Raw genomic sequence first — 24,658 nt, 5'->3', positions numbered from 1 at the left:
CTTATCCTTTATTATTTCGCCAGAAAATTACTCTGTATCTCCATCGGCATATGATAAGCCTGGCCTCGTTTTGTCAGGCTGTATAGTTTAAAACTCATGAGTTCCGGAGTCGCATTCAAAGAGCTGCAGAGTCCGAAATAATCCAGGTCCTCGTTCTGAACCATCTCTTCAATGTCTTTATCTTCAATAAGAAGATCGGCAGCAAACAGATTGGCCTGGTATTCTGTATTATCCGTCATATTGTAGAGTGTATCATCTTGCATCGGAGCCATTTTCAGCTGGGAACGATGCAGGATGATATGCTCTAATTCATGGGCGGCAACGATCATCTTTTCTTCTTCTGAAAGGAAACTGCTGATCATGACATAGATCGTCTTGCAGCTCATAAAACAATATCCTTTCAGTGTCTTATATTTGGAAGTTTCCCCGACAACAATGTTCATCTGATCCATGATCTCAAATGGATCTCGGGTTCCATATTTCTTGATTAATTTCTTTGTTTCTGTATATATGTAAGTGTTTCTCAAATAAATCACCTCAAAAGTAAAAAATAAAAGGGCAGAAATATCCTTGTAACTATAAGGTAACAGATTATAGCAAACCTCTTAAATAATGCAGTTCCTTTACAGCGGTGATAAAATATAGTGTAGGAGATGATAGTATGCTACACAATGAAGCTAGAAAATTAGTATTGGAAGCCTGGGATAAAACTCACAATGCCAGGGAAATTGCAAAATATTTTTCAGTAAATGAAAGCACCGTATACCGCCTTGTAGAAGAGCGTGCACGCACTAGCAGTTATGAGACCAGAACGCAGATGAGAGGCCGGAAAACAATTCTTACAGAAAAACAGCACCACGATATTCTGGAACTTGTGCAAGAACAACCGGATATCACAATGAAGGAGATTGTCGAAACGCTTCATTTACCTGTAGGCGATGAAGCCGTCAGGCGTTTTCTGATAAAACAAGGTTACACTTATAAGAAAAAGTCTTTGCATGCGAAAGAACAGGAGCGTCCCCGATGTGCAGAGAAAACGCAGTCAATGGATAGAAACTATATCTGGTGCAAATGCAGAACATCAAATATATCTCGATGAAAGCGGTATTAATACAAATCTCACAAGACACTATGCACATGCAGTACATGGGAAACGTGCCATGGATGCTACTCCGATCAACACGCCTGCCGGAACAACTGTTTTGTCATCCATCCGGCTTAACGGCAGTCTGGTATATACTACGTACCAAGGTGGAACAACTGCACAGCGATTTCGTGAATATATGGGGAAACAATTGATACCGAGCCTTGAGAAAGACGATGTTGTAATCATGGATAACATGCGTTCTCATCATGCCAAAATAGTGACGGAACTTTTAGACAAGGCAGGGATCTCCTATCTATATTTGCCACCATACAGTCCAGATTTGAACCCTATTGAAAATGTGGTCAAAAATGAAATCCTTTCTCAGAAAGAGGAAAGTCCATGTTGCTGCTGAACTACCTGAGGCTGTAAAAGAGGCCTTAAAAACAATAAGTATGAACGATTGCAAAGGGTGGTTCCGCGCATCTGGAATTTGCGTTAATTAAGAGGATAGCTATAATAGAAATGATAAAATTGAAAGATAGGAAAGGAGAAATGAAGGATCATGTGTGACGAGACAGTTATTAAATTTGGAAAATGGGCACTTAGTATATTGATTGTATTATATATCGGATTTTATGGAATCTATTTTGGTTTCTATCAATTGATAAATAATGTTGATGTCTCAATATATAATAGATATGCAACAGAAAATCAGTTTGATTGGCCAGTATACTTTAATGAGGATGTAGAAGAAAAAACAGGTATTGTTTCGGAAATAAATCAGATTGATGAAATAATAGAATTACCTCAAAGTTCGTCTAAACAGGCAATATATAAATGCATGTATGAGAATATTGATAAAGTTGTCAATATAATGAATGAGAATGAAAATTATGTATATTACTTGGAGAAAAATAATACATCTATAGAAAATGCTACGAAGTACATACAGAAAATGGCATTCATGGATGATAAAATTTTGCAGATGGATATATATCTAGTGTTTTTATTAATGTGTGTTATTACGGTTGGGGTATTTAAGTATAGAAAAACATTTTATGTCATAGCCGGTATCACATATTTATTAGTAATGGCATCTATTTTTTCAGGTGGTTTATCAGATTATCTTGTTACGAATGCCATAAATATTTTGGCAAAAATGCAGTCAAGTATTTTTACATATCAAAATATGGAAGAGGCAAAAGTTTATTATATAGATGCTTTTAAAGAAAGCATGATGACATTTATTATTTTTGATACAGTTATGCAGATTCTGGGTGACAAAAAGGATGAGAAAAAGCAGTATCAGATTAGATATGCATATAATTCCATAAATATACAGATTGATTATTTTGAAGAACAAGAAAAAAATGAATATAAGTTTATAGGAAAAATGAATTTTATGGCAAACTATATATTAAAAGACTGTAATCGCAAAATAAAGAAATTTAAAAAGCTAAAAAGAAAGCAAAAGAAACATAATAAAATATTTGATCAATATGTGTATCAATTATCTTGTTGGGAGAACTTAAAAGATAGCATTGATTTATTAATAAGTAATAAAAATGCTTATAGTATAGAGGAATATTTAGAAATGTTGAAGAGGGCAAGGGACAGTATGGCACAATGCCATTTATTGTAATTTTGGAAAATAATTTAGGATAAAGCGTAGCCCGAGGATGATCAGGGCAATCTGCATGGTACTGCCCATCGCTCTTTCAGGTAGAAAACTTGCAACAAAACTACCGATGACTGTTACGATTAAAACGCTAATCATCATGGGTAAACTGTTTTTGACGTCCAGATTTCCGCTCTTTTTGTAGGTGTAAGCACTGACAGCGCTGGCCAGTACATCGCTAATCAGACCTATTCCGACTGCTTCATATGCTGGGACACCTAAGAAAGAAGCCAGCATAGGCCCAATAACTGCAGCTGCACTCATACCAGTAAATCCGGTTCCGATGCCTGCTCCGGCTCCAGCAAGAAAACATATTATGAAACAGTTACCTTTGTTTTGTCGCATGAAAAATCAAAAAAGGATTAAGAGGGATGTAGCAATGAAGGATGATCAGAGAATTGCATTGACAAAGAGGCTTTTGCGTGAGGGACTTTTACGTTTGCTCAGCAAAACTGATCTAAATAAAATATCAGTAACTCAATTGTGTATAGAGTCCGGTATCAATAGAGCGACCTTTTATCGTCATTATGATTAAGTATGAAATATTTCAGGAAGTTGCAGCATTTGCGGAAAAAGCTGCATTTAAGGGTGACACGAGGAAATGGCTGGAACTTGCATGTTGCTACTTTTACGAGCATTCTGATATATTAAAAATTCTTTTTCGGTACAGGACAGATGATGATTTTGTATTGTTTTTAAATGAGAGATTTAATGAGCAGTATCCGAATCTGATAAATAAAGGATATTTTACTGATGTTGATGATGATACGATGAGACTTGGTACTTTTTATCATGCAGGTGGTATTTATTATATCCTAAGACAGTGGATTACAGAGCCAATCAATAAAACACCACAGGAAGTAGCCGTACTGATGTACCATTTTCTCAATGTGGATTAACTTGATAACTAACAGGAGATGTTTTATGTTAAAAAGAAAAGTGACGCATTACATAAAAAATGGGTAGATTCAAAAAACAAAAAATGTCTTGTAATTCAGGGAGCCAGACAAACAGGAAAAACATATATAGTTGAAAGATTTGCAGAAGAGAACTATGAAGAAATTGTTGAAATTAATTTTAAACAGATACCTTCTGCGATGGATATTTTTTCCGGTGATCTAAAAGTAGATAATATGGTTATGGCTATGTCCGTATTTGATGACGGAAAGTGCAAAAGCATTAGATAAAATATTGCAGACCATGAGAGAGTGGGGAAACTGATATTTATAACTTTGAATTTGGAGGTTATCGGAAATGACTGAAAGAGAAAAAATGCTAAGTGGAGAGTTGTACGATCCAACGGATAAAGAATTGGAGCAATTACGCGTGAATGCACGTAAATTAGCAAGAAAATACAATTCGACAGATGAAGATGATCAAGAAGAACAAGCACAGATATTGAGGAAATTATTGCCAGCAACAGAGGAACTCCCCTATTTACAGGCGCCTGTTTATTTTGATTACGGATGTAATACGTTCTTTGGAAGATTCAGCTCTGCTAATTTTAACTTTACATGTTTAGATGTATGTGAAATACATATAGGCGATAATGTGATGATTGGTCCAAATGTTACATTGGCAACTCCTATGCATCCATTATTACCTGAAGAACGCAATATTAGGAAAAGAGAAGATGGAAGTTTCTATAATCTTGAATATGCGAAGCCAATAACTATAAAGGATAATTGCTGGCTGGCATCCAATGTGGTTGTTTGCGGTGGTGTCACCATAGGAGAAGGGTGTGTAATTGGTGCAGGGAGTGTTGTAACAAAAGATATTCCGCCGTATAGTTTGGCAGTTGGAAATCCATGCCGGGTCATTCGAAAAATAACTGAGAAAGATCATATGCCAGATGGAATTGAAAAGAATTAAAAATTTGCATTGATGATAAGCAGTTCATCTGAATAAAGAAAATAAAATGATCACAATTAATAACGCCGATGCAGGATTTTTATAATCCTATATCGGCGTTTGTTGGTTATAAGAGAATGTATTTTACACTTATTTTCCAAATGTATTGCTGGATTTAGCAGCAGCTTTAGCTGCCATGGTGTTAGTGGACTCAAACAAGGAAGTTGTCGGTGCGACCGGACACATCAGTACCCGTCCTGTTCCACGATAAACATTTACCAGACCCTCTCCGCTAACTGCAGATCCGACAAGTGTTTTTGTAGATCTTTCTACGGTAAATTCAAGATTTGATGACCAGCATACAGCAAGGTTTCCATCAATTTTCAGTTCATCATTTTCCAATATGACTTCAATCAATTCATCTTCGGGAACATTAGACTCCAGTGCAGCTACACCATTTCCCTGCAAACTCAGATTAAACAGACCTTCGCTACCTAATACTGCTGATGAAAGGTTCTTTCTGGCTACAACTTTACTTTTTACATTTGCATCACAAGCCAGGAACATGCCATCTTCAATTGTCATTCCGGCTGGTCCCCATTTGCCAATGTCTGTAAGGATAATATATTTGTATGTCGGTTCTAATACCAGACAGCCTTCACCAACATATTCCGGTTTAACTGCGGTTTCTTTTGTAACCGCACCCTTGAATGCCTTTCCAAGGAAATCTCCGATACCTTTTACACCAGATGTGGCTTGTACATTACCACCCATCCATTGCATGGCACCAGCCTGGATAACAGCTGAATGGTCTTTATCAATATCAATAACAACCTGTCTTCTTCTGACATGCATTTTACTCATGAAATACTCATTCATTGCATTCATAGGTGAAACGCTGGCATCCTGCACATATTCAAGCACGTGGAAGTTTTCGATACTTTTCGCATATTTTCTGTTTTCATTTTGCAAGTTTTCAATTCGCATAGCATAATCTCCCTTTTAATAATAATTTATGATGTTGCTCGGATATGCTTATTATAAAAGAGGCAGCATAGATAGGAAACAATTCGTGCAGAGAAATATAAAGACAGAATTCTCAAAATTCGAGAAATATAAAGATGCAATTCTTCATGGTGGCTGTGTATTATGAAAAATAAATTTGTTATAGTGACAATATCAACAAAAAAACAGAATATAAATGGGGTGATCAGATGGAAGTGGCACAGAGAATTCGATTAATCCGGATAATAGAAAAGATGGAGAAAAATCCGGCATTCAGTAATAAGCTTGGCATAAAGAACACATCTGAATATTTAGCAGAAAAAGAACAGAAAAAATGAAAGACACATATCAGAATGAGTTTCAGAAGGAGTAAAAAATGTTATCGTTATTATTTGCAATTTGTATGATTTGGTTTGTTGGAAAATTTTTTGTTTTTGGGTTAAGAGCATCCTGGGGAATTATGAAATTACTTTGCACAGTTATTTTCTTCCCGGTGATATTGATTGGTATGGTTGTAGGTGGACTGATGTACATTGCTTTTCCATTGTTGATTGTCGGTGGCATTATAGCATTGGTGACGTCACATTCATAATCGATCAGGAGGAGAAAACGTATGGGATATGATATTGAAAAAGAAAAAAGAGAAGCAATTGAAGCTGGACGTAGAGCTTTGAACAGTCTTCAGGCAGCAAAAGAAAATTTAAACAGTGCAAAGAACTGGGGACTGGTAGATATGTTTGGCGGTGGTTTTTTCACTACGATGCTAAAACATTCTAGAATTGATCAGGCCAAACGGAATATGGAACAGGCAAAGTATGATCTTCGTAATTTCAGTAGAGAATTAAATGATGTAAATATGGTATGTAACTTGAATATCGATACTGGAGATTTTCTTTCTTTTGCGGATTATTTTTTTGATGGATTTGTTGTGGACTGGGTGGTCCAGGATCGAATCAATAATGCACAAAGACGGGTAGAAGAAGCAATTCGAAGAACAGAAAGTATAGTCAATCAATTACAGCGTATGTAAAGGAAAAGGCAATGAGTCAGAAATGGTTCATTGCCTTTCGTCGCGTTATGGCTTATTTTAATTTTTCTTTTTTGGCATTTAAGAGCTCAAGATTCTTGGTGAAGGTGCTTTCTCCGGAACCTTGATACCAGCTTTGCGGATCATAGCATCAAAATTTTTTTCAATTATATGCAGGGTATTCTGTTGCTTCTGGAGATCCTGCTTTTCTTTTTTTGCTGAGGACAGTTCTTCTTCCAGTTCCATCTGTTGGCGCTACAGTTTTTCAGCCGACGGAAGTTTGTGAATACCAAATTCTGAGCACGTATGATGTCACGACAGGCCCGATAGACTTCACAGTGTTTCTGAATTACTTGTTGATTTTGAATTGCCAGTCTCGTTTGCTGAATCTTATTATCGGTGGCATGAATGGAAGCCTCCAAATCTGCAACATGATTTTGGAATTCTTTGTAGTTTAGTTGGCAATTAAAGGCCTTTAATCAGCGTTTAATCTGCCATAGAGCCCAATTATCTCCGCCATAGAACCAGTTGGTTGTCGGGATTTTCGCACAGCCATTTATTGTAAGATGATAACATCAAAAAAGAAGAAAAATCCAAGGAGGACTGGCAGATGAAAGGTTATAACACAAGGTCAGTATAGATAATATCAGCAGAAATAAGGTATCTGCTGTCGGAACAGAAAAAGTTTCAAAATAAATCAAAAAATATTGATGAAGTCTATCAATCAGTGTTTTTTCGTTGTATAATGTTTTTGTCGTACAAGGTCACTTTCCTTTGTAATGTTTTGGGTCAAATTCATTATACATCAGAAAGTCCTGTACGATATTTTTTTATGAAAAAGTTGTAAAGTGGTGTTAGATAATAAAATATTGGAACAATGAAAGAGGAACAGGAAATATTTGAGCGAATTGTTATGACGAGAAAGATTTCTGGTCAAGATAGATAAGAATTAGAGTACAGGAGAAAGTAAATGGTAAAACAAATAGTAAGAGATGTTTTCTTCTTAGGCCAGCCATCTGAACCGGCCACGAAAGCTGACATCCAGGTTGGAAAGGATCTGCAGGATACGCTGCAGGCGAACAGAGAACGTTGTGTTGGTATGGCGGCGAACATGATTGGTGTAAAGAAGAATATCATCATTGTGAATATGGGATTCATAAATGTTGTGATGTTCAATCCGGTGATTGTTTCAAAACGTGACATGTATGAGACAGAAGAAGGCTGTCTGTCGCTGGATGGTGTTCGCAAGACGACCAGGTACCAGGAAATAGAAGTAGAGTATTATGACTTCAAATGGAAAAAACAGCGCCAGAAATTGTCAGGATGGACAGCACAGATCTGCCAGCATGAAATTGATCATTTGTCTGGAAAGATTATTTAACCGCATGCGGATTGCGAATATTCGCTTGACTCAAAGCGGATTGTGAGGTGACGGATATGCTGAAAAACGTACTGATCGTGGTGGATGATATAGAAAAATCCATAGAGTTTTATAGGGACTTATTTGGACTGCAAGTGATTCTTAAGAATGAAGGCAATGTGATCTTATCGGAGGGACTTGTTTTGCAGGATGCCGACGTATGGGGGAAAACATTGAATGAAACTTCTACGCCATTCAATAACATGATGGAACTGTATTTCGAGGATTTTGATATAGATGGATTGCTTGTAAAATATGAATCCGGTAAGTATTTCGTCCGATATGCCACTGAACTAACAGAACTTGCAGGTGGGCAGAAGCTTGTAAGGCTGTATGATCCGAGTGGTAATCTCATCGAGGTTCGTACGCCATTTATGTGTAATTAAAGGAGAAGATATGCAGATTTTTGTTGATGCAGATGCCTGTCCGGTAATTGGTATTGTTGAAAAAGTTGCAAAAGAGCACAGTATTCCGGTAACGTTGTTGTGTGATACCAATCATGTGTTATCTTCTGATTACAGTGAAGTGATCGTAGTTGGAGCCGGAGCAGATGCCGTGGATTATAAACTGATCAGCATTTGTCATAGGGGCGATATTGTTGTATCACAGGATTATGGAGTTGCGGCAATGGCACTTGGAAAAAATGCGTATGCGATTCATCAATCTGGGAAATGGTATACCAATGAAAATATTGACCAGATGCTTATGGAGCGGCATCTGAATAAGAAAGCACGAAGGGCATCCGGAAAGAAGCACTTAAGAGGCCCACGAAAACGAACATCGGAGGATGATGAGCATTTTAGAGAATCCTTTGAGAAAATGATACATATGGCAATGGATAAGGAGAATTGATTTGAACGTACAGATTTTTGGAACAAAGAAGTGCAATGATACAAAGAAAGCAGAACGTTTCTTTAAGGAACGTGGGATCAAGTTTCAGTTTATTGATATGAAAGAAAAAGGCATGAGTAAGGGTGAATTCAATTCGGTTGCCCAGGCAAATGGTGGACTGGAAAATATGATCAACTGGGAGGGCAAGGATAAGGATCTGCTTGCGCTCATTAAGTACATTGCAGAGGAAGATAAACTTAAGAAGGTGTTGGAAAACCCGCAGGTGATTAAGACACCCGTAGTTCGTAATGGAAAACAATCCACTCTTGGATATCAGCCGGATATCTGGAAAGCGTGGAAGTAAGAAACAGGATGTTTTACCATGTATGAGGAAGAAGAAAATCGCTGGCGTTGTTCCTTCCGGTCTGATGGAAAATGGATCAATGTAAATGAACTCCTGCAGACATTTGGCGGAGGTGGAGATGCTGCAGCAGCTGGTGTGCGCAAACGGACGAATGATGTTGAAAAATTCAGGCAGGAAATCCTTGAGCGGATTGTTATGATGAGAAAGTTTTTCGGGCAGGATAAATAAGAATTAGAAACAGAACACAGGAGAATCGTGAGGTGTAGAATGATGGAAAAGGAAAGAACCTATATTGCAATCGATCTTAAGTCATTCTATGCGTCTGTGGAATGTAAAGAACGAAATAGGGATCCTTTGACAACCAATCTTGTGGTTGCAGATAAAAGCAGAACAGAAAAGACAATTTGTCTTGCGGTATCTCCAGCTTTAAAGTGTTATGGGATACCAGGAAGGGCTCGTTTATTTGAGGTTGTTCAAAAAGTAAAAGAAGCCAACAGCGCCCGCAGGTGGAAAGTGCCGAACAGAACTTTTATCGGAGCCTCTGATGACAGCACAGAATTAGATACCAATCCGGAACTGGAGATTGATTATATTGTTGCTCCTCCCCGGATGGCTCTCTATCTGGAATACAGCACCAGAATTTACAGTATTTATCTGAAATATATTGCGCCGGAAGATATTTTCCCGTATTCGATCGACGAAGTATTTATGGATGTAACGGATTATCTGCATACTTATAATATGACAGCAAGAGAACTTGCAATGACCATGATACAGGATGTGCTGAAAACGACAGGTATAACGGCAACTGCTGGAATCGGAACGAATATGTATCTGTGTAAGATTGCGATGGATATCGTGGCGAAGCACATTAAAGCAGATAAAGATGGTGTACGAATTGCAGAACTGGATGAAATGTCATACCGAAGGAAACTCTGGGGTCACAGACCACTTACTGATTTTTGGAGAGTAGGAAAAGGATATGCAAAGAAGCTGGAAGAATACGGGCTTTATACAATGGGAGATATTGCCAGATGTTCCATCGGAAAAGAAAATGAGTTATATAATGAAGACCTGTTATATAGGTCGTTTGGTGTTAATGCAGAGCTGCTGATTGACCATGCCTGGGGATATGAGCCCTGTACCATGGAAATGGTCAAGGCTTATAAGCCGGAAACGAACAGTGTTTGTTCCGGGCAGGTACTTCATTGCCCTTATGATTTTGAAAAAGCAAAATTAGTCGTTAAAGAGATGACAGACCAGATGGTTTTGGATTTGGTGGATAAGAAGCTTGTAACGGATCAGATCGTGTTGACGGTTGGTTATGATATTGAGAATCTGAACAATGCCGACAGGAGAAAACAGTATCATGGAGAGGTTACGATCGACCGTTATGGAAGAAGAATTCCGAAACATGCACATGGAACGACTAATCTGAAACGGCAGACTTCCTCAACCAAGATGATAACGGATGCAGTAATAGAGTTATATGACAGGATCGTTGACAGAAACCTGCTTGTCAGAAGAATCAATATCACAGCGAACAGGCTTGTGGATGAAAGTTCTGTCAAGAAAGAAGAAGTATATGAGCAGCTGGATCTTTTTACGGATTATGAGGCGCAAAGGAAAAAGCAGGAAGAGGAAGAGGCTGCGCTGGATCGCGAAAAACGTATGCAGGAAGCAATGCTCAGTATCAAAAAGAAATTTGGAAAAAACGCTGTACTGAAGGGGATGAATCTTCAGGAAGGTGCAACCGCCAGGGACAGAAATGAACAGATTGGCGGTCATAAGGCGTAAAGGAGTTGAAAGAGGATGAAAAATAATTCTTATGACGATATCATTAATTTACCGCATCCGGTCTCTAAGAATCATCCGCAAATGCCACTTCGGGATCGGGCAGCGCAATTTGCTCCTTTTGCAGCCCTGACCGGACATGATGCTGCGATAAAGGAAACGGCAAGATTAACCGATGAAAGATTGGAACTGAGCGAGGAAGCGATTGCTCAGCTGAATGAAAAAATCAATATAATCAGAAATAATATCGGTATAGAACAGAAAGTATCGATAACTTATTTTATTCCCGATGCAAAAAAAGCAGGCGGCTCCTATGTTACGTGCTCTGGTATTGTAAAAAAGATAGACGAATACGAGCATACCATCATTATGACGGATCAAACGGTTATTCCAATCGAGCAGATAAGTGATATTAAATGTGAAGAGTGGCAAATCTGAGAGTTGGATGGCGGAAAGTATCGCATTCCGATGTTATGTGAAAGACTGGCTGGAAAAACAGGGATACTGTTAAAAAATACCCATTATAATTATAAGCCAAAGAATATGAATAGTGCTTATCTATTACTGTTTCGAAACTTCCCAGGGGTGGTATTATAATACTTATGAAAAAGTTCACAAAAATAACTGCTATTTGAAAACCCGCAGGTATATGCTATCTCAGTAACAGACATTGTAGTATTTTGAAGAAGAAAAACAGATTTTTCCAAACGATAGCGATTTAGATATACCATTGGGGAAGTATTCAAATATTTCTGAAAAAGGGAAGTGCATTTTGTCTTGCAGCAATTTCCTGAGGATGAAATATCTTTAAGCATAATTTTTTGGGAATAATTTTTTTGCACATATCCGATCATTGTAGTAAGAGCCAGAGTATCCTCTGTATCTTTATCATAATCTGGAAAATAGTTCATATTTTCAGCAAGGAGGCGAAAAATATGAACGGTTTTTTCCAGCGTAATAAATGGCTGTATTTCATCCACATTTTTTTTGTAAAGCATTTCAAGGTCACGAAGAATAGAATTCTGCCACAGGATAGACGGATTCAGTGGCTGATAGGGAAAATGAATATTCTGTATCAGGGGATTTAGACATTTTTCCACAAAATAAGTATTTACAGAAAGCAACTGCGGAGATAACATAATACAGGTAAAGAGACATTCTGTATGAGTATCGGAATAGCCATAATGAAAGCAGCGGCTGTTTACAAAAATTCCTTCACCTGCTTGCAAAGAAATCTTCTGACCATTCACATCATAAAACATCTGTCCCTCTAAAATCAGAATAAATTCCAGATCGTCATGCCAATGACTGACTGCACGAAAATCAGGATAGCGTGAAAGCTGTCCCTTTTTTATATATGCAGGAAAGTCTGGATTGTTATAGGCAACATTTTCAGATGCATCTGAATTTAAAACAATGCTTGGACATACTTCCATCAAAATAATCTCCTTTTCGAACGTTTGTTATATTATTATAGCTGATTATGGTATAAAAATCAATAAAATTGGTTTATTTTTATATTGTGCACAGAAAGGAAAAATTGTAGATGGGAAACGAATTCACAAATAAGATTTTGAAACTTGCTCTGCCCATTACAGCACAACAATTTATGTTAGCACTTGTAAGTGCATGCGATGCTTTTATGTTGGGAGGATTAAATCAGAACTCTCTGTCAGCAATTTCGCTGGCTTCGCAGATCACCTTTGTTTTTAATTTGATTTTAACAGCACTTACAATAGGGGAAAATATGTTTGTTGCACAGTATTATGGAAAAAGAGATTTTGATGGATTACGGACATCAGCAGGACTTGTATTAAGATATGTATTCATAATTTCCATTCTCTTTCTGCTTGCAACATTCTTTATTCCTGAAATGCTCATGCGACTGTTTACAAACGATACTATATTGATTGATTATGGTATTAAGTATTTGAAAGTGATTGGATTATCCTATATCTTTTCAGGGGTTCTGCAGGTTTTGCAGGGAATCTTGAAAAATTGTGGTTATGCAGGTAGATGTACCATAATAAGTGCAGTTGTTGTCTGTGTTAATATTATACTGAATGTTATTCTGATTTACGGATACATGGGCTTTCCAAGAATGGAGATTGCAGGTGCGGCACTGGCTACTGTCATTGCAAATGGACTTGGTCTGGTTATTACGATTTATATTTTGCACCTGAAAAAGGAATTTTGGATTGGAGTAAAAGACATAAAAAGCAGGGAAGTCCATATAACGAGGAAATTCTGGAAACATGTCTATCCGGTACTTTTTAATGAACTTGCCTGGGGCGGTGGATTTACGATGTATTCTGTCATACTTGGACATCTTGGTTCCGATGCTATCGCAGCCAATTCTATTGCAAATATAACCAAGAATCTTTTAATCTGTGGTTGTACCGGTTTTGGATATGGTGGAAGTATTATTGTCGGAAATCTGCTTGGTAAAGGGAACTTATCTGAAGCAAAGAAAAACGGAAATATTTTATGCAAAACTTCGGTATTTTTGGGCGTGGTGACGGCTGGAGTGATTTTTCTTGCGACACCTGTAATCCTGCATTTTACGAATCTGACTGATATAGCAACAGGATATTTAAAGAATATGCTGTTTATAAGCAGCTATTATGTAATAGGAAAATCAATTAATTCTATGACAATAGGTGGTATTTTTCCAGCAGGGGGAGATACAAAATTTGGATTAATATGTGATGTGGTTACCATGTGGTGCTTTGCAGTTCCACTGGGATGTATCGCAGCATTTGTATTTAAATTGCCAGTAATGATGGTGTATTTTGTCTTAAATCTGGATGAACTGGTAAAACTTCCGGCAGTATTTAAACATTATAAACAATATAAATGGTTAAAAAATTTAACAGAAATGGAGAATTAAATTATGGATATGAAAAAAAGAAGAGATATGCAGCTTGCTTACATTTCAGATGAAGCGGTTATGGAAGAACAGAGGATAGGTAGAAAAATTCTGCAAAAACTTAATTTTGCAGATCGGTCGGATTTTGATGGGATTGCAGAAATAGTAAAAGAACTTTTGGGAAAATCGGAAGGTGCATGGATTAACCCACCTTTTTACTGCGATTATGGTTCGCATATAGAAGTAGGTAAAAATTTCTTTGCAAATTATAACTGTACAATTATAGATGTGGCAAAGGTAAAAATCGGTGATAACTGTCAGATGGCACCCAATGTATCTATTTATACGGCAGGACATCCAATTTATCCAGATACGCGCAATTCTGCTTTTGAATACGGAAAAGAGGTTACCATCGGGGATAATGTATGGTTGGGAGGAAATACAGTAGTGTGTCCGGGAGTACATATTGGAGACAATGTGGTAATTGGTGCAGGAAGTGTTGTAACAAAAGACATTCCGGACTGGTCCATTGCAGCTGGAAATCCATGTCGTGTGATTAGAAAAATAACAGATGAGGACAGGAGAAAATTGTTTCACAATGAAGAAATTGATGATGAAGCATGGGATATGATATGTGCACAGGCGGAAAAATAATATGATCATGAGAGAACGGATTGCAGCCGGATAATTATCAGCAGATTATTGTGAAGGGCTTCCGGAAGATCGGATAAACTGTAAAAAAGGAATGATTCAGTTTAATTCGGGAGTTTTTTTGGGTATAAACATCAATGCTGTTGTATTGCGGGTTATATTTTGCAAATATTGTTCTCATCGTATCATATCTCCCTAAAGCCAATTGAGTCTGTAAAATGCCTTATGAATTATAAGATTTTGATCAGTCTTTTTCTTCATAACTTCATGGTTCCTTTAACAAAAAAACATAAAAAATCAGAATAAAAATCCATCGAGTTCGATAAATGCATGACTCGATGGATTTTTTTCTATTGGTTAATCAAAACTTTACTGCCCATAAAAGAGGAATTGCAATGATGTTTTTTGTCTAAAACTGTATTTTAAATAATGCAGTTTTTTAAATGTGTAGAATATCAGATTATGAAAGACAAAAAAATATACAAAACAGGTAAAAATACTGAGAAGAAAATAGAAAGAACAAATGTATAATAAAGTTACTAAAAAATACAAAAAAATAAACAGAAAACAAACAATTTAATGAATGGAGGAAGGGAAAATGAAAAGTAATACTGTTATTTTTACTGAACCATATAAGGCTGAAATACAAGAAATTGATTGCCCTAAGCCAGGAAAATCAGAGGTTTTGATTCGAACGGAACAAACCTTAATTAGCACAGGAACGGAATTAACTTTCTTGACTGGGGAATGTCCGGAAAAATCAAAATGGTCAGAATATATTCACTATCCGCAAAAGAGTGGTTACTCAAATGTGGGTATTATTGAAGAAGTAGGTGAAGGTGTTTCAAAGGATTTAATTGGAAAACGTGTAGCAAGTTTCAGTGGACATTCACAGTATGTCATTGTGAATGTAAATGAGCTTCGTATGATTAATTATGAAATTAAACCAGAAGAAGCAACATTTTTTGCACTTGCAGAAACAACGATCAATGGAATTCGAAGAACTGGTATCGAATTAGGAAACAGGGTTGTAGTATATGGAGCTGGTATTGTAGGTCAACTGGCGGCCAGGTTTTTACTTGCAGGAGGATGTACAGAAATTTTTGTGGTAAACAGGAGTGAAGCAAGACTGAAGCATTTACCTGATCAGAGGGCAATTATTCCGATTTGCTCCACAAAAGAAGATCCAATCTCGATTATAAAAGAATATACATATGGGGATATGGCAGATATTGTTATTGAAACAACGGGAAATGCAGATGCGATTCCGGAAGAATTTTTAGCTTTGCACCAGCAGGGAAAGCTTTGTATGTTGAGTTCACCTAAGAAAAAGACCTTAATTGATTTTCATGATTGTTGTAATGCAGTAAGTGTAAACATTATTGGCGCACATACATCTTCACAGGCACCGGTAAAAACTTATGACAATCCGTGGACATGTGAAAGAAATAGTGAAACATTTTTTAAGTTGATTTACAACAAACAGGTAGATATGTCAGAAATGATTACACATCGTGTAAGCTATAAAGAGGCACCGCAGATGTATCAGATGCTGTTAAAGGATCGCACGCAGGCAATGGGTGTTGTTCTGGATTGGAGATAAGATGAAGGGTAGTAAAGAAGAAATTAAGGCAATCGATTTACGTAGCGATTATAAAGTAAATCCGATAGGAATTCACAATGTAGCTCCACGCTTATCCTGGAGAATGACGGCGTATGGAAAAAACCGCAAACAGAGTGCCTACCAGATTCAGGTATTTAAAAAGGAGTCGGATATTAAGGAAGTTCTTGTCTGGGATAGCGAAAAAGTTTATTCCGGCGAATCTGTGAACATTCCGTATAAAGGAAAGCAGCTTGCATCCAGAGAGAGGGTTTATTGGAAAGTTCGTATATGGGATGAAAAGGAAAATGTTTCTGAATGGAGTGAGGAGGCTTTTTTTGAAGCCGGTTTATTAAATAAGACGGATTGGGAAGCAGAGTGGATTTGTGCGCCAGAGAAGGCAGCAGCGGTTTATTTTAGAAAAGTCTGCAATATAGAGAAGCAGCCGAAATCCGGGCGGTTGTATATTTCCGGGTTAGGGTATTACGAAGCTTATCTTAACGGAAAAAAATGTGGGGAAGATGTTCTCACGCCGAATCGAACGCATTATACGGAACGAGTTTTTTACCATACATATGATATAACAACTGCGGTTGTTCACGGAGAAAATGTTTTTGGTGTTGAGCTTGGTAATGGATGGTATAACCAAAAAGATAAAATTAACGAAAAAAAATTATGGTATGGATATCCAAAGCTTTTGTTCCAGATTGAAATAGAATATGCAGATGGAGACAAAGATGTATTTATAAGCGATGAAAATACGAAATGGCATGAAAGCCCTAGAATTTATAATAATATTTATTTTGGAGAAATATATGATGCACGTAAGGAGAGTATAGGCTGGCGAGAAAAAGATTTCGAAGACCTGGATTGGAAATTTGCAGGTAAAGCAGAGAAACCAGGCGGAGAATTAACCAAACAGAAAGCTCCGTCAGATCAAAAGATTTGCGAACTTTTTCCAAAGAAGATCAGTGAAGTAACGCCCGGAATGTATGTGATTGATTTTGGTCAGAATATGACTGGCTGGGTTAAAATGAGGGTATCTGGCAAAGAGGGAGATAAGGTTCAGTTACGGTTTGGTGAAGAACTATGGCCGGATGGGAAAATAAATTATTATAGTACTGGAAGCGGGTGGAAACAGCAAAAAGATATTTATATTTTAAGTGGAAAAAAAGAAGAATATTATGAACCGGCATTTACGTGGCATGGATTTCGATATGTAGAGGTACAGGGATATCCGGGAATCCCAAAGAGGGAAGACTTTGTGGCGGTGCATATTCGGGCAGGTGTCGAACGGTCAGGTAAATTTATATGCTCTAACGCATTGATCAATCAGATTCAGAAAGCAAGTCTGTGGTCGATGGAGAGTGGTTTACATGGAGGCATTCCACTTGATTCTCCTCACAGAGAACGGCAGGGGTATGGAGGGGATGCATTGATTACAGCAAAAGCTATGATGTATAGCTATGACATGCACGAATTCTATTCCGACTGGATGGATGACTTTATAGATGCACAGGACAAGACAACAGGATTTTTGCCACACACAGTACCATGTCAGGACGGCGGTGGTGGTCCGGCCTGGGGCAGTGCTTTGATTATTATCACATGGCTTATGTACCGTTACTACGGAGACACGAAGAGTGCAGAAGAGTATTTTGATAATATGATTCATTGGATGCAATTCCTGCAGACCGGAATGGAAAAAGGAATTGTTGAGGGTGAAGGTACAGATAAGGACTGTCTTGGAGAATGGTCGACACCTGGAGAAATTTTAATACCTCCGCGATTTGTTAATACTTTTTTCTATGCATATAATGCGAAACTTATGACAGAATTGGCAGAGGTGCTTGGCCGGTCAGCAGATGCAGAGTATTTTCAGAATCAGTATAATGAAACAGTGCTTAGCTTTAGAAACGAGTTTTATGATTCTAAAAATGGTAGGTACAGTATTGGGGCACAGGGAACGGAAGCATTTGCGAATAAGTTGGGTGCTATCAGAGAAAGAGAACTTTGCGAAGTAAAACAGTATTTGGAGAAACATATTACCAAGGAGTGCGAAGGAAACTTAGATACAGGAATTTTTGGGACACCATTATTATTTGAAACACTTGTTGAATTTGGCCTTGGTGAAGTAGCCTATCATATGATTACTAGCGTAACGTATCCAAGCTATGGATATATGATTACAAATGGAGCCACTACATTATGGGAATACTGGGAAAAAGAGTATGGATTTTATCAGTGTCCTGCGAATCATAATCAGCCGATGTTCGGCAGTATAAGCAGCTTCTTTTACGAAAAGCTGGCTGGAATTAAGCCATTAAAGCCGGCATACAAGAAAATTGAAATTAAGCCGGCAATGATAGGAGATCTCAGATTTGTATCATCCAGTGTAAAGACACCGTATGGAGAAGTCTGCATAGATTGGGAGAGAAACGAAGACGAAATTTTAGTGTCTGTGGTAATTCCGCCAAATACGGAAGCAGTTTTGCTGATTCCAGGACAAGAAAGAAAAGAAATTGGATCTGGTAACTATCAGTTTAGATATGTTGCATGTGAGAAATAATAAGAAATACAGCTTGCCTTTTTTAGCAGGCTGTATGACTATGAAAAACTGGAGTTAACACGATAAAAGTTTTAAGTTTATCAGTATGAAGATTGTGAGAGATTATAATTTATGGAAGGGTGATAAAAAATGTCTTACAGAAGTCATGAAATTTTACAGGGTCCCGGGTATGCAAATGTAAGAGCTTTATATAAAGCAGACGGATATGCAGAAGAGGAACTGAAACGCCCAATCATTGGGATTGCAAATGCATATAATTCGATTTGTCCGGGTCATATTGTCCTGCGCCAGATGGCAGAAAGAATTCGTGAAGGAATTCAGGCGGCAGGGGGGATGCCAATTGAATTTGGAACAATTGGTGCCTGTGATGGAATTGCAATGGGACACGAGGGCATGCGTTATATCCTTCCGGCAAGAGAAATGATTGCAAATGATGTGGAGGCAATGGTGCAGGCTCATCGTTTAGACGGCATTGTATTACTGGGAAGCTGTGACAAAATTATTCCGGGAATGTTGATAGGAGCAATGAGGGTAAATTTGTCTGCAATTTTTATTAATGGAGGACCAAGTCTTCCGGGACATATGGCAGATGGAAATCCCTATGGAGGAGAGTGGATCGACCATTCCTGTATTCAGCAGTCGGAAGGAGCTTTACAGGCAGAAAAGATTACAGAAAAAGAGTTTAAGTGGATAGAGGATAATGCAATGCCGACAGTTGGATCCTGCGCGATGCTTGGTACAGCAAATACAATGGGATGCCTTGCAGAAGCTATGGGAATCATGCTGCCAGGTTCAGCTACGATTCCGGCAGTATATAGTAAACGTATGGCCGCCGCTTACAATAGTGGAAAAGCAATCGTTGATTTGGTACATAAGAATATAAGGATTCAGGATATTATTACAAAAAGGGCGCTGGCAAATGCAATAATGGTAAATTCAGCGATGGGAGGGTCAACAAACGCTGTATTGCATTTGCTGGCAATTGCACATAGCGGAAAAATTAATTTAACAATAGATGATTTTGAAACGATCAGCAGTGGGATTCAGCATTTGGTGGCTATGATTCCGGCTGGAAAATATACATTGTTTGATTTCTTTGAAGCTGGCGGCGTACAGGCTTTGATGAAAGAGATGGAAGAAAAACTGTATGTGGATGCATTAACATGTACAGGAGATACATTATATGAGAATTTGATGCATGCAGAGAATAGATCTCGGGAAGTAATTCATGCAATTCAAAATCCAGTACATAAGCGAGCAGGTATTAAGATCCTGTATGGAAATATAGCACCCGACGGTGCGGTAACGAAGCCGTCAGCAATTCCAGAAGAGGCAGTACACTTTTGTGGAAAAGCAAAGATTTATGAAAGTGAAGAATCGGCGTTGACAGGAATTCGGAATGGAGAAGTACAAGGTGGGGAAGTTGTTGTGATTCGAAATGAAGGACCCAAAGGTGGACCAGGGATGCCGGAAATGTATAAAGCTATGAAGCTGTTAGTTGGCTTAGGCTTGGGATCGAAGGTATGTCTGATTACAGATGGCAGATTTTCAGGATCAAACAACGGGTGCTTTGTGGGGCATATTTGTCCTGAAGCTGCAGACGATGGAGCGATTGCATATTTACAGGATGGGGATATGATATCAGTCGATGTGGAAAATGGAAAAATTGATGCAATAGATGTAGATTTTGAAGAACGAAGGAAAAAGAAATACATATGTCATCAAAAGGTAGAAGGATATTTGTACCAGTATGCAAAAAATGTGACATCTGCATCAAAAGGAGCAGTGATTCCCACTTATGAGAACGAATGATAGATGCAGCATCGTTAATAATTGAGGGAAAGAGGCAGTAGTGTAGTGTGAAAGAAAGTAGAGGAAGACCATAAATTGACGCACTTGAATAAGCTGTCTAAGGCAGGCAACTTTTTAAAGTGTTATAGAGTTAGAAAATTAAATCAAGAAGCTAATGGTTCATCAGGAGGAAATAATCCCTCTCGTTGTAATAGTTTCTTGGCTTGCTTGATAGCTTTTGCTTTTTGTTTTTCAACAAGAGCTACAGGCATATCGATTTTGTAAAGATCGCTCGGATTCCACTGCTCACCAGTAGACAGCATCTGATAGATAGCAGTAAGAATCATACGGGCAATAGCGATAATGGCTCTTTTCTTGCCACGGCGTTTGACAAGAGAATCATATTTCTTTTTGTAGTAAGGAGATTTGTCAGATTTTACGGCTGCATGAGCACACTGTACTAATGCAGGTTTGAGGTAGATACCGGCACGTGTAATCCGAACAGACTTCTTCTTACCAGCAGACTCATTGCTGCCTGGCGTTAAACCAGCCCAGCAACACAAACGTTTAGAACTTGAGAACTGAGACATGTCAGTACCGATTTCGGAGATGACAGTGATTGCACTATCACGTTTGACACCCGGAATGGTACAGAGAAACTGGACAGCATCTTCTTTGGATTTGAGCCTCCTAAGAAGCTTAGATGCGATTTCTTCGTGGTTAATAGATGTACCCGATTGTTCAAGCAGATAGTCGATAATGGATGTGGATGACTTCCCAAAGATATCGGAAACAACAGAATCTAATGCAACATTACAAACGGTAAGAGCATTCTGATATCTATTCTTTTCACTTGAACGGCAGGAAACAAGCTTGTAACGATAGCGAGTGTATTCCCTAAGAATACGGACTTTCTTGCAAGTAATATAATTGCCTTTGACAAGTCCAAGGCGGAACAAATCTCCAATCCATTTAGAATCTTTTGTATCATCTTTGTTGCCTTTCACCGCCTTTACCCATTTAGGATTGGCAATGACAACATTGATATCATCTTCCAGAAGATTAAAGACAGGAACTCAGTATTTACCTGTGGATTCCATGCAGACATTATGGCAATCATTGTCGAGAAGCCATTGCTTGAATTCAAGAATTGAATTGTTAAAGGTGGAAAAGCGCTTCTTTTGGTAAGAAGGCTCAATGCCACCAGTGGTTTTTACAATTGTGGCAACGAGAAAAGATTTGTGGACATCGACACCACAACAGGTTTGATAAGTAACTTTCATAGTCAGACTCCTTTCGTGAATGATAAGAAGCCATTGACTGAACTGCCACACAATTAAACGAAAGGCTTAAACAATTCTTAGTGTACGGATTCATGATGTCACTTATTTGTGCTTGAAAAGGCAGAACTTACACTGATTAGTATGCTGTCTAAAACGAAGAAAGTTATTACAACTCCTCCTCCCGTGCTTTGTAGTGTAGCTTCTTGCAAACTATTTTACAGCACAGTGTAGAGAGTTGGAACACTTTCATTACTATTTGCGCCGCCAGCCGAAGGCGGCGGAATGGAGATTAGTATGAAGGATTTTCAGGAAAAAATTGAAAAAATAGGAGTTATTCCGGTTATCGTAATCGATGAAGCAAAAAATGCAGAACCGCTTGCAGAAGCATTAGTGGCGGGTGGGCTTCCGTGTGCGGAAATTACATTTCGAACACAGGCTGCGGAAGAAAGTATCCGCATTATGACGCAAAAGTATCCCGAGATGATAGTTGGAGCTGGGACTGTTTTAAATGTAGAACAGGTTGAACGTGCGATGAATGCAGGTGCACGATTTATTGTTTGTCCCGGGTTTGATTCAAAAGTGGTTGACTATTGCCTGGAACGAAAAATTCCAGTTTTACCTGGATGCGTTACACCATCTGAAATAATGCAGGCGATCGCCTGTGGTTTAAAAATGGTGAAATTTTTCCCGGCGGTTCAGTTTGGTGGGGTGGCAATGATTAAAGCGTTGGCAGCACCGTATAATGAAATGAAATTTGTGCCGACCGGTGGAGTAAATAAAGAGAATTTAAAAGAGTTTCTTTCGTATAAGGCAGTAGCAGCTTGCGGGGGGAGCTGGATGGTAAAAAGGGAATGGATTCAGAACGGTGAATTTGACAGAATCCGAAGTCTGGTAATAGAAGCTGCAAAATTAAAAGGTGAAATCAGGTCAGAAAATAGAAACGAAAAAAGGAGATAATGAAAAAATGGATTTACATCTAAAGGAATCGTGTGAATGTAAATATGATGCAGTTTCACTTGGCGAAGTAATGCTGCGACTGGATCCGGGTGAAGGAAGAATTCGCACTGCGCGTTCATTTCGAGTTTGGGAAGGCGGCGGAGAATATAATGTGATTCGAGGCCTGAGTAAGTGCTTTGGGTTAGATACAGCAGTTATTTCTGCATTTGCCAAAAATGAAGTGGGAATGTTGTTAGAAGATCTGATCTGTCAGGGAAAAGTAGATACATCATTGATTAAGTGGGCAGATACTGATGGAATAGGACGGGTATGCAGAAATGGCCTGAATTTTACAGAACGAGGATTTGGAATCCGCGGAGCGTTAGGATGCTCGGATCGTGCGAATACTGCAATTTCCAAGGCAACTTCGGCAGATTTTGATTTTGAATATATTTTTGGAAAGCTTGGTGTACGCTGGTTTCATACAGGAGGAATTTATGCAGCACTTTCAGAAAAATCATGTGAAACGGTAGTGGATGCAATAAAAATTGCCAAAAAATATGGTACAATTGTTTCGTATGATTTAAATTATCGCCCATCTATGTGGTCTGCAATTGGTGGTATTGAGAAAGCGCAGGAAGTAAATAAAGAAGTGGCAAAATATGTAGATGTAATGATTGGAAATGAAGAAGATTTTACTGCGTGTTTGGGATTTGATGTAGATGGTAATGATAATGAATTAAAGAAATTAAATCTTGAAGGATACGAGCGCATGATTAATAATGTAGTAGAGAAATATCCAAATCTGAAAATGGTGGCAACGACGCTTAGAGAGGTAAAGACGGCCACTGTGAATGATTGGGGTGCTATTTGCTGGGCAGAAGGTCGAATTTATAATTCAAAAAGGTATGAGAATCTTGAGATTTTAGATCGCGTAGGCGGTGGAGATTCTTTTGCATCTGGTCTGATTTATGGGATGTTGACGACAGGAGATCCGGAAACAGCACTTGAATTAGGAGTGGCACATGGAGCGCTTGCAATGACAACACCTGGAGATACGAGTATGGCAAACCGAAAAGAGGTTGAGGCGGTTATGCGGGGGGCTGGCGCACGAGTGAAGCGATAAAATGACAGGAAGGAGCAAGGGTAAAATATGAGAGCACTGGATGTACATGCTCATTTGGGCAAAGATGTTGTGTTTGGACATGTAATTACAGAGGAAAATTTACTGGATGGCTATAAGGATACGATCGTACAGGGAGCAATTGTACAGCCATCGTTACCACGTTTTTCATTAAAGGCAAATAAAGAAATCCATGATAGAATTTTTGAATTTTCGAAGTGTGATAAAATGAAAATCTGGGGGATGGCATCTATTTATCCGCATTTTACACAGGAAGAATATAGAGAAGAAGCTATTCGGTGCGTAAAAGAGCTTGGTTTTGTAGGATTGAAATTAACACCAATTGGTCACGCCTGTGATCCTGAATCAGAGGATGGCATGTATGCTTTTTCTGTGGCAGCTGAGTTGGGTGTGCCGATGATGGTTCATACCGGATCAGGAATACCATTTTCAAGTCCGATGCATATTTTGAAAGCTGCAAAAGAGTATCCTGAATTAAAAATTGTAGTGGCACATGCGGGAATGGGAGTGATGGCCAGAGAAGCGGTTATTTTGGCGCAGATTTGTGAAAATGTGTATCTTGAACCGACTTGGACCGGTGTTGCAGATATGGGCATGATTTATAAGGAACTGGGGGCAGGGAAGATAATGTTTTCTTCAGACCACGTAAACAATGTTACTGTGCAATATGAAACAATAAAAACCGTTGTGCCAGAAAAAGAAATGGAACAAGTGTTATATAAAACAGCAGAAAGTGTGTATAAAATCACGTTATAGAG

28 protein-coding genes and 1 pseudogene are annotated in these 24,658 nt (G+C 38.3%); 24 read left to right on the top strand and 5 right to left on the bottom strand.

Annotated elements, in window-relative coordinates; genetic code table 11:
- Window positions 1-11: 11 nt before the first annotated feature.
- Window positions 12-536, bottom strand: coding sequence for an ImmA/IrrE family metallo-endopeptidase (locus LI091_RS11025; RefSeq protein WP_265191163.1), 525 nt, complete (start codon window positions 534-536; stop codon window positions 12-14).
- Window positions 537-661: 125 nt separating this feature from the next.
- Between LI091_RS11025 and LI091_RS11020 the strand changes: the two genes are divergently transcribed.
- The 3 genes from LI091_RS11020 to LI091_RS11010 all read left to right on the top strand — a co-directional run bounded on the left by LI091_RS11020 (window position 662) and on the right by LI091_RS11010 (window position 2,729).
- The gene (locus tag LI091_RS11020) at window positions 662-1,099 is read left to right on the top strand and encodes an IS630 transposase-related protein (RefSeq protein WP_173775588.1); all 438 of its coding nucleotides are present in this window, start codon (window positions 662-664) and stop codon (window positions 1,097-1,099) included.
- Window positions 1,026-1,499, top strand: coding sequence for a transposase (locus LI091_RS11015; RefSeq protein ID WP_173775587.1), 474 nt, complete (start codon window positions 1,026-1,028; stop codon window positions 1,497-1,499). The genes LI091_RS11020 and LI091_RS11015 overlap by 74 nt, the downstream gene beginning before the upstream one ends.
- 150 nt (window positions 1,500-1,649) lie before the next feature.
- Window positions 1,650-2,729, top strand: a complete 1,080-nt coding sequence (locus tag LI091_RS11010; RefSeq protein ID WP_173775586.1) for a hypothetical protein — start codon at window positions 1,650-1,652, stop codon at window positions 2,727-2,729.
- Here LI091_RS11010 and LI091_RS11005 read toward each other — a convergent pair.
- A complete protein-coding gene (locus LI091_RS11005; RefSeq protein WP_173775585.1) occupies window positions 2,721-3,110 on the bottom strand; it encodes a TSUP family transporter in 390 nt (129 codons plus the stop codon). The two genes, LI091_RS11010 and LI091_RS11005, sit on opposite strands and share 9 nt — an antisense overlap.
- Window positions 3,111-3,292: 182 nt before the next feature.
- On the opposite strand from LI091_RS11005, the gene LI091_RS11000 reads away from it, so the two are divergent.
- The 3 genes from LI091_RS11000 (at window position 3,293) to LI091_RS10990 (ending at window position 4,637) form a co-directional block, all read left to right on the top strand.
- A complete protein-coding gene (locus LI091_RS11000; RefSeq protein WP_173775584.1) occupies window positions 3,293-3,664 on the top strand; it encodes a TetR-like C-terminal domain-containing protein in 372 nt (123 codons plus the stop codon).
- An 18-nt stretch (window positions 3,665-3,682) separates the two neighbouring features.
- Window positions 3,683-3,952, top strand: coding sequence for an AAA family ATPase (locus LI091_RS10995; RefSeq protein ID WP_173775583.1), 270 nt, complete (start codon window positions 3,683-3,685; stop codon window positions 3,950-3,952).
- A gap of 67 nt (window positions 3,953-4,019) precedes the next feature.
- Window positions 4,020-4,637 (top strand): sugar O-acetyltransferase, encoded by a 618-nt coding sequence (locus tag LI091_RS10990; RefSeq protein ID WP_173775582.1) that lies wholly within the window; start codon window positions 4,020-4,022, stop codon window positions 4,635-4,637.
- 129 nt (window positions 4,638-4,766) lie between these two features.
- Here the strand turns inward: LI091_RS10990 and LI091_RS10985 are convergent, their stop codons facing one another.
- Window positions 4,767-5,603 carry an AIM24 family protein gene (locus tag LI091_RS10985; protein ID WP_021650106.1) on the bottom strand — a complete coding sequence of 279 codons (837 nt, stop codon included), beginning with the start codon at window positions 5,601-5,603 and terminating at the stop codon, window positions 4,767-4,769.
- 227 nt (window positions 5,604-5,830) lie between these two features.
- Here LI091_RS10985 and LI091_RS10980 point away from each other — a divergent pair, with 227 nt between their 5' ends.
- The 10 genes from LI091_RS10980 (at window position 5,831) to LI091_RS10935 (ending at window position 11,495) form a co-directional block, all read left to right on the top strand.
- Window positions 5,831-5,959, top strand: coding sequence for a hypothetical protein (locus LI091_RS10980; RefSeq protein WP_021650104.1), 129 nt, complete (start codon window positions 5,831-5,833; stop codon window positions 5,957-5,959).
- A 38-nt stretch (window positions 5,960-5,997) separates the two neighbouring features.
- Complete coding sequence (locus LI091_RS10975; protein ID WP_015526469.1) at window positions 5,998-6,213, top strand: hypothetical protein; 216 nt, start codon at window positions 5,998-6,000, stop codon at window positions 6,211-6,213.
- A 21-nt stretch (window positions 6,214-6,234) separates the two neighbouring features.
- Window positions 6,235-6,651: a hypothetical protein gene (locus LI091_RS10970; RefSeq protein ID WP_021650102.1), complete on the top strand. Its 417-nt coding sequence runs from the start codon at window positions 6,235-6,237 to the stop codon at window positions 6,649-6,651.
- A 967-nt stretch (window positions 6,652-7,618) separates the two neighbouring features.
- The gene (locus LI091_RS10965) at window positions 7,619-8,029 is read left to right on the top strand and encodes a peptide deformylase (RefSeq protein ID WP_015526465.1); all 411 of its coding nucleotides are present in this window, start codon (window positions 7,619-7,621) and stop codon (window positions 8,027-8,029) included.
- Window positions 8,030-8,085: 56 nt separating this feature from the next.
- Window positions 8,086-8,454, top strand: coding sequence for a VOC family protein (locus tag LI091_RS10960; RefSeq protein ID WP_021650100.1), 369 nt, complete (start codon window positions 8,086-8,088; stop codon window positions 8,452-8,454).
- Between the two features lie 10 nt (window positions 8,455-8,464).
- Entirely contained in the window at window positions 8,465-8,920 is a 456-nt protein-coding gene (locus LI091_RS10955; protein ID WP_173746534.1) for a YaiI/YqxD family protein, read from the top strand.
- 1 nt (window position 8,921) lies between these two features.
- Window positions 8,922-9,263, top strand: coding sequence for an arsenate reductase family protein (locus tag LI091_RS10950; protein ID WP_021650098.1), 342 nt, complete (start codon window positions 8,922-8,924; stop codon window positions 9,261-9,263).
- Window positions 9,264-9,281: 18 nt separating this feature from the next.
- Window positions 9,282-9,491: a DHHA1 domain-containing protein gene (locus LI091_RS10945; RefSeq protein WP_021650097.1), complete on the top strand. Its 210-nt coding sequence runs from the start codon at window positions 9,282-9,284 to the stop codon at window positions 9,489-9,491.
- Between the two features lie 42 nt (window positions 9,492-9,533).
- Window positions 9,534-11,060 (top strand): Y-family DNA polymerase, encoded by a 1,527-nt coding sequence (locus tag LI091_RS10940; protein ID WP_044960399.1) that lies wholly within the window; start codon window positions 9,534-9,536, stop codon window positions 11,058-11,060.
- 15 nt (window positions 11,061-11,075) lie between these two features.
- Window positions 11,076-11,495: a hypothetical protein gene (locus tag LI091_RS10935; RefSeq protein ID WP_021650095.1), complete on the top strand. Its 420-nt coding sequence runs from the start codon at window positions 11,076-11,078 to the stop codon at window positions 11,493-11,495.
- Between the two features lie 116 nt (window positions 11,496-11,611).
- Here LI091_RS10935 and LI091_RS10930 read toward each other — a convergent pair whose 3' ends face one another.
- A complete protein-coding gene (locus LI091_RS10930) occupies window positions 11,612-12,493 on the bottom strand; it encodes an AraC family transcriptional regulator (protein ID WP_021650094.1) in 882 nt (293 codons plus the stop codon).
- A 110-nt stretch (window positions 12,494-12,603) separates the two neighbouring features.
- Between LI091_RS10930 and LI091_RS10925 the strand changes: the two genes are divergently transcribed.
- The 5 genes from LI091_RS10925 (at window position 12,604) to ilvD (ending at window position 20,558) form a co-directional block, all read left to right on the top strand.
- Window positions 12,604-13,947 carry an MATE family efflux transporter gene (locus LI091_RS10925; protein ID WP_144093841.1) on the top strand — a complete coding sequence of 448 codons (1,344 nt, stop codon included), beginning with the start codon at window positions 12,604-12,606 and terminating at the stop codon, window positions 13,945-13,947.
- A gap of 3 nt (window positions 13,948-13,950) precedes the next feature.
- Window positions 13,951-14,580 carry a sugar O-acetyltransferase gene (locus LI091_RS10920; RefSeq protein WP_021650092.1) on the top strand — a complete coding sequence of 210 codons (630 nt, stop codon included), beginning with the start codon at window positions 13,951-13,953 and terminating at the stop codon, window positions 14,578-14,580.
- Between the two features lie 595 nt (window positions 14,581-15,175).
- Window positions 15,176-16,180, top strand: coding sequence for a zinc-binding dehydrogenase (locus LI091_RS10915; RefSeq protein ID WP_161206385.1), 1,005 nt, complete (start codon window positions 15,176-15,178; stop codon window positions 16,178-16,180).
- A gap of 1 nt (window position 16,181) precedes the next feature.
- The gene (locus tag LI091_RS10910) at window positions 16,182-18,746 is read left to right on the top strand and encodes an alpha-L-rhamnosidase (protein ID WP_044960367.1); all 2,565 of its coding nucleotides are present in this window, start codon (window positions 16,182-16,184) and stop codon (window positions 18,744-18,746) included.
- A gap of 129 nt (window positions 18,747-18,875) precedes the next feature.
- The gene (gene ilvD, locus LI091_RS10905; protein ID WP_265191162.1) at window positions 18,876-20,558 is read left to right on the top strand and encodes a dihydroxy-acid dehydratase; all 1,683 of its coding nucleotides are present in this window, start codon (window positions 18,876-18,878) and stop codon (window positions 20,556-20,558) included.
- A 143-nt stretch (window positions 20,559-20,701) separates the two neighbouring features.
- On the opposite strand, the pseudogene LI091_RS10900 reads toward ilvD, so the two are convergent.
- Window positions 20,702-21,820 (bottom strand): annotated as a pseudogene (locus tag LI091_RS10900) (IS110 family transposase).
- Window positions 21,821-22,114: 294 nt separating this feature from the next.
- Between LI091_RS10900 and LI091_RS10895 the strand changes: the two are divergent.
- From LI091_RS10895 to LI091_RS10885, 3 genes are read left to right on the top strand one after another with little or no spacing between them, the layout of a single operon-like run.
- Window positions 22,115-22,777: a bifunctional 4-hydroxy-2-oxoglutarate aldolase/2-dehydro-3-deoxy-phosphogluconate aldolase gene (locus LI091_RS10895; RefSeq protein ID WP_044960365.1), complete on the top strand. Its 663-nt coding sequence runs from the start codon at window positions 22,115-22,117 to the stop codon at window positions 22,775-22,777.
- Between the two features lie 7 nt (window positions 22,778-22,784).
- Window positions 22,785-23,882 carry a sugar kinase gene (locus LI091_RS10890; protein WP_044960363.1) on the top strand — a complete coding sequence of 366 codons (1,098 nt, stop codon included), beginning with the start codon at window positions 22,785-22,787 and terminating at the stop codon, window positions 23,880-23,882.
- Window positions 23,883-23,909: 27 nt separating this feature from the next.
- Window positions 23,910-24,656, top strand: coding sequence for an amidohydrolase family protein (locus LI091_RS10885; RefSeq protein WP_021650083.1), 747 nt, complete (start codon window positions 23,910-23,912; stop codon window positions 24,654-24,656).
- Window positions 24,657-24,658 lie beyond the last annotated feature (2 nt).

Origin of the sequence: Blautia sp. MSK20_18, from assembly GCF_020553125.1 — a bacterium.
GTDB lineage: Bacteria > Bacillota > Clostridia > Lachnospirales > Lachnospiraceae > Blautia_A > Blautia_A fusiformis.
Note: the sequence above shows the minus strand (reverse complement) of the source record. Positions and strands in the feature narration are given on the sequence as shown.